General features: G+C 67.6%; 20 protein-coding genes. All 20 read right to left on the bottom strand.

The features are described from left to right. The coding region (infA, locus tag ACY0I8_RS13275; RefSeq protein WP_461395133.1) for a translation initiation factor IF-1 at positions 1 to 137 on the bottom strand (137 nt) is incomplete at its 3' end. A 15-nt stretch (positions 138 to 152) separates the two neighbouring features. After that, positions 153 to 920 (bottom strand): type I methionyl aminopeptidase, encoded by a 768-nt coding sequence (gene map, locus ACY0I8_RS13270; RefSeq protein WP_461395132.1) that lies wholly within the window; start codon positions 918 to 920, stop codon positions 153 to 155. Then, positions 917 to 1,561 carry an adenylate kinase gene (locus tag ACY0I8_RS13265; protein ID WP_461395131.1) on the bottom strand — a complete coding sequence of 215 codons (645 nt, stop codon included), beginning with the start codon at positions 1,559 to 1,561 and terminating at the stop codon, positions 917 to 919. Before ACY0I8_RS13265 ends, map begins: the two co-directional genes overlap by 4 nt. Before the next feature lie 52 nt (positions 1,562 to 1,613). Then, positions 1,614 to 2,921, bottom strand: coding sequence for a preprotein translocase subunit SecY (secY, locus tag ACY0I8_RS13260; protein WP_461395130.1), 1,308 nt, complete (start codon positions 2,919 to 2,921; stop codon positions 1,614 to 1,616). 1 nt (position 2,922) lies between these two features. Further along, the gene (rplO, locus tag ACY0I8_RS13255) at positions 2,923 to 3,357 is read right to left on the bottom strand and encodes a 50S ribosomal protein L15 (protein WP_461395129.1); all 435 of its coding nucleotides are present in this window, start codon (positions 3,355 to 3,357) and stop codon (positions 2,923 to 2,925) included. Positions 3,358 to 3,388: 31 nt separating this feature from the next. Beyond that, positions 3,389 to 3,901, bottom strand: a complete 513-nt coding sequence (gene rpsE / locus ACY0I8_RS13250) for a 30S ribosomal protein S5 (protein WP_461395128.1) — start codon at positions 3,899 to 3,901, stop codon at positions 3,389 to 3,391. 30 nt (positions 3,902 to 3,931) lie between these two features. Then, positions 3,932 to 4,300, bottom strand: a complete 369-nt coding sequence (rplR, locus tag ACY0I8_RS13245; protein ID WP_461395127.1) for a 50S ribosomal protein L18 — start codon at positions 4,298 to 4,300, stop codon at positions 3,932 to 3,934. Between the two features lie 33 nt (positions 4,301 to 4,333). After that, positions 4,334 to 4,873: a 50S ribosomal protein L6 gene (rplF, locus tag ACY0I8_RS13240; RefSeq protein ID WP_461395126.1), complete on the bottom strand. Its 540-nt coding sequence runs from the start codon at positions 4,871 to 4,873 to the stop codon at positions 4,334 to 4,336. Between the two features lie 15 nt (positions 4,874 to 4,888). Then, positions 4,889 to 5,287 (bottom strand): 30S ribosomal protein S8, encoded by a 399-nt coding sequence (rpsH, locus tag ACY0I8_RS13235; RefSeq protein WP_461395125.1) that lies wholly within the window; start codon positions 5,285 to 5,287, stop codon positions 4,889 to 4,891. 25 nt (positions 5,288 to 5,312) lie between these two features. Further along, the gene (locus tag ACY0I8_RS13230) at positions 5,313 to 5,498 is read right to left on the bottom strand and encodes a 30S ribosomal protein S14 (protein WP_459942760.1); all 186 of its coding nucleotides are present in this window, start codon (positions 5,496 to 5,498) and stop codon (positions 5,313 to 5,315) included. Between the two features lie 21 nt (positions 5,499 to 5,519). Next, entirely contained in the window at positions 5,520 to 6,059 is a 540-nt protein-coding gene (gene rplE, locus ACY0I8_RS13225) for a large ribosomal subunit protein uL5 (RefSeq protein ID WP_459942759.1), read from the bottom strand. Between the two features lie 35 nt (positions 6,060 to 6,094). After that, a complete protein-coding gene (gene rplX / locus ACY0I8_RS13220) occupies positions 6,095 to 6,412 on the bottom strand; it encodes a 50S ribosomal protein L24 (protein ID WP_461395124.1) in 318 nt (105 codons plus the stop codon). Positions 6,413 to 6,440: 28 nt separating this feature from the next. Next, positions 6,441 to 6,809, bottom strand: a complete 369-nt coding sequence (gene rplN / locus ACY0I8_RS13215) for a 50S ribosomal protein L14 (protein ID WP_461395123.1) — start codon at positions 6,807 to 6,809, stop codon at positions 6,441 to 6,443. 35 nt (positions 6,810 to 6,844) lie between these two features. Next, entirely contained in the window at positions 6,845 to 7,108 is a 264-nt protein-coding gene (rpsQ, locus tag ACY0I8_RS13210; RefSeq protein WP_461395122.1) for a 30S ribosomal protein S17, read from the bottom strand. A gap of 11 nt (positions 7,109 to 7,119) precedes the next feature. Continuing rightward, positions 7,120 to 7,323, bottom strand: a complete 204-nt coding sequence (gene rpmC, locus ACY0I8_RS13205) for a 50S ribosomal protein L29 (RefSeq protein WP_461395121.1) — start codon at positions 7,321 to 7,323, stop codon at positions 7,120 to 7,122. Then, on the bottom strand, positions 7,313 to 7,735 hold the full coding sequence (rplP, locus tag ACY0I8_RS13200) for a large ribosomal subunit protein uL16 (RefSeq protein WP_459942754.1): 423 nt from the start codon (positions 7,733 to 7,735) through the stop codon (positions 7,313 to 7,315). Before rplP ends, rpmC begins: the two co-directional genes overlap by 11 nt. Positions 7,736 to 7,737: 2 nt before the next feature. Further along, a complete protein-coding gene (gene rpsC, locus ACY0I8_RS13195; RefSeq protein ID WP_461395120.1) occupies positions 7,738 to 8,397 on the bottom strand; it encodes a 30S ribosomal protein S3 in 660 nt (219 codons plus the stop codon). A 12-nt stretch (positions 8,398 to 8,409) separates the two neighbouring features. Next, positions 8,410 to 8,742: a 50S ribosomal protein L22 gene (gene rplV, locus ACY0I8_RS13190; RefSeq protein WP_025324253.1), complete on the bottom strand. Its 333-nt coding sequence runs from the start codon at positions 8,740 to 8,742 to the stop codon at positions 8,410 to 8,412. Positions 8,743 to 8,762: 20 nt separating this feature from the next. Continuing rightward, positions 8,763 to 9,044: a 30S ribosomal protein S19 gene (rpsS, locus tag ACY0I8_RS13185; protein ID WP_459942752.1), complete on the bottom strand. Its 282-nt coding sequence runs from the start codon at positions 9,042 to 9,044 to the stop codon at positions 8,763 to 8,765. 11 nt (positions 9,045 to 9,055) lie between these two features. Next, positions 9,056 to 9,877 carry a 50S ribosomal protein L2 gene (rplB, locus tag ACY0I8_RS13180; protein ID WP_461395119.1) on the bottom strand — a complete coding sequence of 274 codons (822 nt, stop codon included), beginning with the start codon at positions 9,875 to 9,877 and terminating at the stop codon, positions 9,056 to 9,058. Positions 9,878 to 9,989: the final 112 nt, after the last annotated feature.

Here is a 9,989-nt window from a genome sequence, read left to right as displayed (position 1 = left end):
CGGATGAAGTACTTGCGCATCTTCCCCGACACGTGGGCCAGCACCTTGTGCCCGTTGTCGAGTTCCACCCGGAACATCGCGTTGGGCAGGGGTTCCACCACGGTCCCCTCGACCTCGATCGCCTCTTCCTTCGCCATGTGCGCTCCGCCTCGTTAGCTTAGCCGCGTCAACACCTGGGGGCCCTTTTCCGTGATCGCCACGGTGTGCTCCGTGTGGGCGGCCAGGCTCCCGTCTTTGGTCCGGGCAGTCCACCCGTCCGGGTCCAGGACCACCCCCACGTCGCCGTCGTTGATCATCGGCTCGATGGCCAGCACCATCCCCGGCCGAAGCCGCACGCCCGTGCCCCGGGTCCCGAAGTTGGGCACCTGGGGTTCCTCGTGGAGGGAGCGGCCGATCCCGTGGCCCACGAACTCCCGGACCACCGTGAAACCGGCCCCCTCCACGACCTCCTGCACGGCCGCGGAGATGTCTCCCACCCGCCGGCCGGGCCGTGCCTCCCGGATCCCGGCCTCCAGGGCCTCTTCGGCCACCCGGATCAGCCTCCGGGCCCGGTCGGAGCACTCCCCCACGCACACGCTGAACGCGGCGTCGCCGTAGAACCCGTCGGCCACCACGCCGAAGTCCACGCTGAGAAGGTCCCCCTCACGCAGCACCCGCTTCGGGCTCGGGATGCCGTGCACCACCTCGTCGTTGATCGAGGTGCACAAAACGCACGGGAAGGGCTCCCCCCGGTGGTTCGGCACCCCCTGGAACGCCCCCCGCACGCCGCGCCGCTTGAGTTCCTCGCGCGCCAGGACCTCTAGGTCCCAGGTGGTCGCCCCGGGCCGGGCCGCCTCCTTCACCTTGGAGAGGATCTCGGCCACGATCCGGTTCGCCCGGGTCATGGCCCGGATCTCGGCCCGGGACTTGAGAACGATCAACCCTCCAAGACCTCCAGGATCCTCTGGTAGATCTCGTCCACCGACCCCTGTCCGGGAACCCGCCGCAGAAGCCCGGCCTTCTCGTAGTACTCGACGAGCGGGGCCGTCTGGTCGTGATAGACCTTGAGCCGGGACCGGATCGTCTCCTCCCGGTCGTCATCGCGCTGGTAGAGCTCGCCCCCGCACTTGTCGCACACCCCGTCCTTGGCCGGAGGCGTGAACTTCACGTGGTACATGGCCCCGCAACCGCGGCAGGTCCGGCGGCCGGTCAGGCGCTCCACGAGCTCCTCGTCGGGCACCTCGATGCTCACCACGTGGTCGATGGCCTGGCCCAGCTTTCCGAGCACCTCGCCCAGCGCGTCGGCCTGGGGCACCGTGCGCGGGAACCCGTCGAGGATGAACCCCTTGGCGCAGTCGGGCTCCTGGAGCCGCTCCTCGATGATCCCGATCACGACCTCGTCGGGCACGAGCTTCCCCGCGTCCATGTACTCCTTGGCCTTCCTACCGAGCTCCGTGCCGTCCCGGACGGCGGCCCGCAGGATGTCCCCGGTGGAGATCTGGGGGATGCCGTACCGCTCGATCAGCCGTTTCGCCTGCGTTCCCTTGCCCGCCCCCGGGGGGCCCAAAAGAATCAGCCGCATCGCGTCTCCCTCCTCTCCCGAATCACGAAACGATCCCGCCCCCGGGCGCCACCTACCGGCGGCCCCGGATCCGGCGGCCTCCCATAAGCCCTTCGTACTGGCGCGCAATGAGATGCGTCTCGATCTGGGCCACGGTGTCGAGCGCCACCCCGACCACGATCAGGAGCCCGGTGCCCCCGAAGTAAAACGGCACCCCGAACCGGCTGATCAGGATCGTGGGGAGCACGCAGATGGCGCTCACGTACAGGGCCCCCCAGAACGTAAGCCGCGACAGCACCTTGTCGATGTACTCGGCCGTGCGCTGGCCCGGCCGGATGCCCGGGATGTACCCGCCGTACTTCTTCAGGTTGTCGGCCACATCCACCGGGTTGAAGGTCACGGCCGTGTAGAAGTACGCGAAAAAGAAGATCAAGACCACGTACAGGGCGTCGTGGAGCCAGTTGCCCGGCGAGAGCCACGTCGTCACCGTCTGCACCCAGGGGTGATCGATGAACTGCCCCACCGTGGTCGGGAACATCAGGAGCGACGAGGCGAAGATCGGCGGGATCACCCCGGCCGTGTTCACCTTCAGCGGCAGGTGGCTCGCCTGGCCACCGTACACGCGCCGCCCCACCACCCGTTTGGCGTACTGGATCGGGATCCGGCGCTGGGCTCGCTCGACCCACACGATGAAGAACACCACCGCCACCATGAGGGCCACCAGGAACAGCACCACGAACAGGTTGAGCTGCCCGGCCTTCATCAGCTTGAAGGTGTTCACGGCCGCGCCCGGCAGCCCCGCCACGATGCCGGCGAAGATGATCAGGCTGATCCCGTTGCCGATGCCCCGCTCGGTGATCTGCTCGCCGAGCCACATGATGAACGCGGTGCCCGCCGTGAGGGTCACCACGGTCATGAGCCTAAAGCCCCAGCCCGGCCACAGGACCACGCTGGCCCCGCTCGGGCCCGCCATGCCCTCGAGCCCTACGGCCATGCCGAACCCCTGGATCAGGGTCAGCAGCACCGTGCCGTACCGGGTGTACTGGGTGATCTTGCGCCGGCCCTGCTCCCCCTCCTTGGAGAGCTTCTCCAGGGTGGGGCTCACCACCGTGAGGAGCTGCAGGATGATCGAGGCGCTGATGTAGGGCATGATCCCGAGCGCAAACACGCTCATCCGGCTCAGGGCCCCACCCGCGAACATGTCGATCAAGCCGAAGATGCTTCCCTGGCCCTGCGCAAAGAACTCGGCGAGCGCCGTGGCGTCGATCCCGGGCACCGGCACGTGGGCCCCGATCCGGTACACGCCCAGCAAAAGGAACGTAGCCAGCAGCCGGCGCTTCAGTTCCGGGACCTTGGCGAGGCCCTGCCAGTCTCCGGCCAAGTTACACCTCCTTCACCTGGCCGCCGGCCGCCTCGATCTTCTCCCGGGCCCCTTTGCTCACCCGATGGGCGACCACCACGAGCCGGCGCTCGAGCTCCCCCTTGCCCAGGATCTTGACCCCGTGCTTGAGCTTCTTGATGAGCCCCTGTTCCAGCAGGAGCGCCGGGGTCACCTCGGTGCCGTCCTCAAACCGGTTGAGGTCGCGGACGTTGACGTAGGCGTACTCCTTGCGGAAGGGGTTCCGGAACCCCACCTTGGGCAGCCGCCGCTGGAGGGGCATCTGGCCGCCCTCGAAGCCCCGCTTCACGGTGTTGCGGGCCTTCTGCCCCTTCTGACCCCGGCCCGCGGTCTTCCCCAGGCCCGACCCCTCACCGCGGCCCACCCGCTTGCGCTTCGTCACCGCCCCGGCGGGGCGCCGAATGTCGTGCAGTCGCATGGCGCTCTATCCTTCTCGATGTGCTACGGGATTACGCCCGGATCTCGTCGAGGGTTTTGCCCCGGCGGTCCGCGATCTCCCGAGGATCCCGAAGGCGCAGGAGCCCCTCCATGGTGGCCCGCACCACGTTGTGGGGGTTGTTGGTGCCGATGCACTTCGTGAGCACGTCGCGCACCCCCACCGACTCCAGCACGGCCCGCACGGCTCCGCCCGCGATCACCCCGGTGCCCGGCGCCGCCGGCTTCATCACCACCTTGGCCGCCCCGAACTCGCCCGTGACCTCGTGGGGCAGCGTGCCGTCGATGATGGGAATCTCCTGGAGTTCCCGCTTGGCCCGCTCCACGGCCTTGCGGATCGCCTCGGGAACCTCCTTGGCTTTCCCCAGGCCGATCCCCACCTTGCCGTTCTGGTTACCCACCACCACGAGGGCGCTGAACGAGAACCGCCGGCCGCCCTTCACCACCTTGGCCACCCGGTTCAGATACACCAGGCGGTCGGTGAACTCCTGGTCCCTGGCCTCTTGGCCCCTGCCGATTCTGCTCAAGGATCTTCCCTCCTCGCTGGGCCGCACGCGCTAGAACTGGAGGCCGGCTTCCCGCGCCGCCTCGGCCAACGCCTTGGCCTTGCCGTGGTATAGGTATCCGTTCCGGTCGAACACCACCCGGGTGATGTCGCGCGCGAGCGCCTTGCGCCCGATCGCCAACCCCACGGCCCGGGCGGCCTCCAGGTTCCCGGTGGATTTGAGGTCGCCCCTGAGATCCCGCGCCACGGTCGACGCCGCCACCAGGGTGCGGCCCGTGGAGTCGTCGATGATCTGGGCGTAGATGTGCTTGAGGCTCTTGTACACGGTGAGCCGGGGTCGGCCCGGGGTGCCCCGGATCTTCTTGCGGACCCTCTTCTTCCGGGCCAGGCGGGCCCGGCGCTTCGCTTCCAGTCGGTTCATGGCGGTCGGCTCCTCAAAGCGCGCGCCCGGGGGTTACCGTGCCCCGGACTTCCCTTCCTTGCGAACGATGTGTTCCCCGACGTAGCGGATGCCCGTGCCCTTGTAGGGCTCGGGCGGCTTGACCCGCCGGATCTCGGCGGCCACCTGGCCCACCCGCTGGCGGTCGATCCCGGCAACCGAGATCACCCGCTGGTCCTTGACCTCGATCTTCACGTCCTGGGGCACCGGGTACTCCACGGGGTGGGAAAACCCCAGGTTCATCACCAGCGTGTTGCCCTGGAGGTTCGCCCGGTACCCCACGCCCTCGATCTGGAGATCCTTCTGGAACCCCTGGGTCACGCCGGTCACCAGGTTCTGCACCACGCTGCGGGTCGTGCCGTGGAGCGACCGCATCCGCCGGTCATCGCTGGGGCGGGTGACCCGGATCTCCCCGTCGTCGATCTCGAGCCCGATCCCCTCGGGGATGCGGGCGCTCAGGGTGCCCTTGGGCCCCTTCACCGTGAGCTCGGGCGCCTGAAAGCGGATCTCCACGCCCTTGGGCACCACCACGGGCTTCTTTCCGATTCTGGACATCGGTTTCTCTCCGCCTTACCAGACTTCGCAGATGACCTCACCCCCGACCCCGAGGGCCCGGGCCTTGCGGTCCGTGAGGATGCCCTTCGAGGTGGAGACGATGACCGTGCCGTACCCGCTGCGGGCCTTCGGGAGTTCGTCCTTGCCCACGTAAACCCGCCGGCCCGGCTTGCTCAGGCGCCGCAGCGCCTCGATCACCGGCTTGCCCTCGTTGTCGTACTTGAGCCGGGCCACGAGCACGCCCTGCTTGCCGTCGTCCTCGTAGTCCACGCCGGCCAGATACCCCTCTTCCACCAGGATCTCGAGGATCGCCCGCTTGACCTTGGAGGCGGGGATGATCACCGTCTTCTGCCCGGCCATCAGGCCGTTGCGGATCCGGGTGAGCATGTCCGCGATGGGATCGGTCATCGACATACCCGTCGTCTCCTTCGAATCGAGCCTACCAGCTGGCCTTGGTCACGCCCGGCAGAAGCCCCTCGTGGGCGAACTTCCGCAGGCACACCCGGCAGAGTTGAAACTTCCGGTAATACCCCCGGGGCCGTCCGCAGACCCGGCACCGGTTCCGGTAGCGCACCCGGAACTTGGGCATCTTCTTTTGCTTTTCCATCTTCGCTGTCGTAGCCACGGTACCCTCTCCTCAACCGGATCAGTTGCGGAACGGCATGCCGAGCTCCCGAAGAAGCTCCTTGGCCTCCTCGTCGGTCTCGGCGGTGGTGGCGACGGAGACGTTCATCCCCTTCACCTTCTCGACCTTCTCCAGGTCCACCTCGGGAAAGATCACGTGCTCGGCAATGCCCAGCGTGTAGTTTCCCCGGCCGTCGAAGCCCTTGCCCGAAACCCCCTTGAAGTCGCGCACCCGGGGGAGGGCCACGTTGATCAGGCGGTCCAGGAACTCGTACATCCGGTCGCCCCGCAGGGTCACCCGGCACCCCACCGGCATCCCCTCGCGCAGGTGGAAGTTGGCGATGGAGCGCTTGGCCCGGGTGACCACCGGCCGCTGCCCCGTGATCGCCGCCAGGTCTTCCACCAGCTGATCCAGGAGTTTCGGATTGTCCTTGGCCTCGCCGGCACCGATGTTCACCACCACCTTCTCGATCTTGGGCACCTGCATCACGTTGCGGTACCCGAACTTCTTCATCAGGTGGGGCACAACCTCCTGCCGGTAACGCTCTTTCAGTCTCGCCATGGCTACCCTTTGCCCACGCTCGGTCTCAGACGCCGCTACTTGTCGAACACTTCGCCGCACCGCTTGCAGGCGCGGACCTTGCGGCCGTCTTCCAACATCCGGAAACCCACCCGCACCGGGCGGTCGCACTTCTCGCACACCAACGCCAGGTTCGAAAGGTGGATCGGCGCCTCCTTCTCGAGGATGCCCCCCTGGCTCGTGGCGCTGGGCTTCATGTGCCGCTTCACCACGTTCACCCGCTCCACCAGGGCCCGGTCCCGCTCCCGGAGCACCCGCAGCACCTTACCGCGTTTGCCCCGGTCGTTCCCGGCGATCACTTCCACCATATCGTCGCGCTTGATCTTGGCTCCCATGCCGAGGCTCCTTACCGCTCGGGACCGCTCACAGCACTTCCGGCGCGAGCGACACGATCTTCATGAAGTTTTTCGCCCGCAGCTCCCGGGCCACCGGGCCGAACACCCGGGTGCCGATGGGCTCGCCGTCCTTGTTGATCAGCACGGCCGCGTTGTCGTCGAAGCGGATGTAGCTGCCGTCCGCCCGCCGCACGGGCTTGCGGGTCCGCACCACGACGGCCCGCATCACCGACCCCTTGCCCACCTTGCTGTTCGGGATGGCCTCGCGCACCGACACCGTGATGATGTCGCCCACGGAGGCGTACTTGCGCTTCGACCCGCCGGCGATCCGGATGCAGTAGACCTTCTTGGCACCCGAGTTGTCGGCGACGTTCAGAACCGTTTCCTGCTGAACCATTGCCCGCTCTCCTTACCGCCACCGGCCCGGTCGGCTCAGACGGCCCGTTCCAGGATCTGCTTCACCCGAAACCGCTTGCGCCGGCTCAACGGGCGGGTCTCCTCGATGAGCACCTTATCGCCCACCCGGCACTCCTCGGCCTCGTCGTGGGCCAGGTACTTCTTGGACCGAAGGACGAACTTTCCGTAATCGGGGTGGGGGCGCCGGCCCTCGACCCGCACCGTGACCGTCTTTTGCATCCGGTCGCTCACCACGACCCCGACGAACCGCTTCCGGTGTCCCCGCGTCTTCTCTGCCATGTCGGGCCCTCTCATCCGCTCGCCAAGGCGCCCCGCCGCTCGCGGAGCACCGTCAGGATCCGGGCGATCTCTCGCTTCACCTGCCGGATCCTCGCCGTGTTCTCCAGTTGCCGCAGCGCGTGCTGGAACCGCAGGTTGAAAAGCTCCTGCCGGAGTTCCTGCTCCCGGGCCTCGAGCTCGGCGTCCGTCAGTTCCCGAAGCTCCTTAGCGTTCATAGACGTCCTCCCTCGAGATGATCCGGGTCCGCACCGGCAGCTTGTACTGGGCGAGCCGCAGGGCCTCCCGGGCCAACTCCTCGCTCACCCCCCGCACCTCGTACAGGATCCGGCCCGGCTTGACCACCGCCACCCACCCTTCGGGGGAGCCCTTCCCCTTCCCCATCCGGGTTTCGAGGGGCTTTTTGGTGATGGGCTTGTCCGGGAAGATCCGGATCCAGACGCGCCCGCCCCTCTTGATGTGGCGGGTGATCGCGATACGCGCGGCCTCGATCTGCCGGTTGCTGACCCACCCGTTCGTCACCGCCTGAAGGGCGAAGTCGCCGAAGTTGATCTGACTCCCCCGGTAGGCCAGGCCCTTGCGGCGGCCCCGGTGCTGCTTTCTCCACTTGGTCGACTTGGGCATCAACATGGTCAGCTACCCCTTGCCAACTTCGGCCCCTCGGCGTCGGTGAGGATCTCCCCCTTGAAGATGATCACCTTCACGCCGATCACGCCGTAGGTGGTGCGGCTCTCCGCAAATCCGTAGTCGATGTCCGCCCGCAGGGTGTGGAGCGGCACCCGCCCCTCCCGGTACCACTCGGTGCGCGCGATCTCCGCGCCACCGAGCCGCCCGGCGCAGGCCACCCGGATGCCCTCGGCCCCCAGCTTCATCGCGGCGTTCACCGCCCGCTTCATGGCCCGCCGGAAGCTCACCCGGCGGCGAAGCTGGTCGGCGATGTTCTCCGCCACGAGCTGGGCGTCGAGCTCGGGCCGCTTGATCTCGCGGACGTTGATGAACACCTCCCGGCCGGTCTTCTGGGCCAGGAGCTTGCGGAGCCGCTCGATCTCGGCCCCCTTCTTGCCGATCACGATGCCGGGCCGCGCCGTGTGGATCTCCACGAGGATCTTGTTGGCCACGCGCTCGATCTCGATCCGCGAAACCCCGGCCTCCTGGAGCTCCCGCTTCAGGAGCCCCCGGATCTCGAAGTCCTCGTGGAGCGTGGCGGCGTAGTCCTTCTCGCGGAACCACCGGCTCAACCAGGGCTTATTGATGCCGACCCGAAATCCATAGGGATGGACTTTCTGACCCACCGAAACCCTCCTCTACCGTTCCTCGAGAACCACCGCCACGTGGCTGGTGCGCTTCATGATCGGGGTGGCCCGCCCCCGGGCCCGGGGCCGCCAGCGCTTGAGCGTCGGGCCCTCGTCCACCCGGATCTCCCGGACCCACAGCTGGTCGATGTCGAGGCCATGGTTGTTCTCCGCGTTGGCCACGGCCGACTCGATCACCTTGCGCACCGGGAGGCTCGCCCGCCGGGGCGTGAACCGCAGGATCCGGATCGCCTCCTCCACCCGCCGCCCCCGCACCAGGTCGGCCACCAGCCGGACCTTGCGGGGGGACATCCGCAGATACCGCAACGTCGCCTTCGCTTCCATTCGAGGATCCTCCCGCCGGATCAGCGGCGCTTGCCCTTGCCTTCGCCCTTGATGTGCGACCGGAAGGTGCGCGTCGGCGCGAACTCGCCAAGCTTGTGTCCGACCATGTTCTCGGTCACGTACACCGGGACGAAGGTCTTGCCGTTGTGAACGGCGAACGTGAGCCCGATGAAGTCCGGGGTGATCGTCGAGCGCCGCGACCAGGTCTTGATCACGCGGCGATCCCCGGTCTGCTTCGCGGTCAGCACCTTCTTGAGCAAATGCTCGTCAACAAACGGGCCTTTTTTCAGGGAACGAGCCATCGATCAAGCTCCTACTTCCGCCGCCGGATGATAAACGGGTCACTCGTCCGATTCTTCCGCGTCTTCTTGCCCTTGGTGGGCACGCCCCAGGGGGTCACCGGGTGGCGGCCGCCCGAGGTCCGGCCCTCGCCGCCGCCGTGGGGGTGATCCACCGGGTTCATGGCCACGCCCCGCACGGTGGGGCGGATGCCGAGCCAACGGGACCGGCCGGCCTTCCCCAACGAGATGTTCTCGTGGTCCTCGTTGCCGACCTGGCCCACCGTGGCGTAGCACTCAATCCGGACCCTCCGAACCTCGCCGGAGGGGAGGCGCAGGGTCGCGTAGTCCCCCTCCTTCGCCAAAAGCTGGGCGTAGGTGCCGGCGGCCCGCACGATCTGGCCGCCCTTGCCGGGCTTGAGTTCCACGTTGTGCACGAGCGAGCCCAGCGGCATCTCGGCCAGCGGCAGGGCGTTGCCCGGCCGGATCTCGGAGCCCGGACCGGCCTGGATCGTGTCGCCGACCTTGAGATCCTTGGGGGCCAGGATGTAGCGTTTCTCACCGTCGGCGTAGGTCAGCAGGGCGATCCGGGCGCTCCGGTTCGGGTCGTACTCGATCGAGGTCACGCGTGCCGGAATGCCCCGCTTGTCCCGCTTGAAATCGACGACCCGGTACCGCCGCTTGTGCCCCCCGCCGATGTGCCGGCAGGTGATCCGCCCCAGGTTGTTCCGCCCCCCGGACTTCTTCAGGGGCCGCACCAGAGATTTCTCGGGCTCGGTCCGGGTGATCTCGTCGAAGGCCGAGACCGTCATGAACCGCCGCCCCGGGGAGGTGGGCCGAAACCGTTTGATTGCCATGGTCTATCCCCTCTTGCCAACAGCGCCCGCGGGCCTTTGGGCCCGGTTACACGCCCTCGAACAGCTCGATGTGTTCGCCCTCGTGGAGCGTCACGTAGGCCTTCTTCCAGTT

The organism is Deferrisoma sp. (assembly GCF_054681715.1).
The sequence above is the reverse complement of the archived record's forward strand: the minus strand, read 5'-3'. Positions and strand labels throughout refer to the sequence as shown.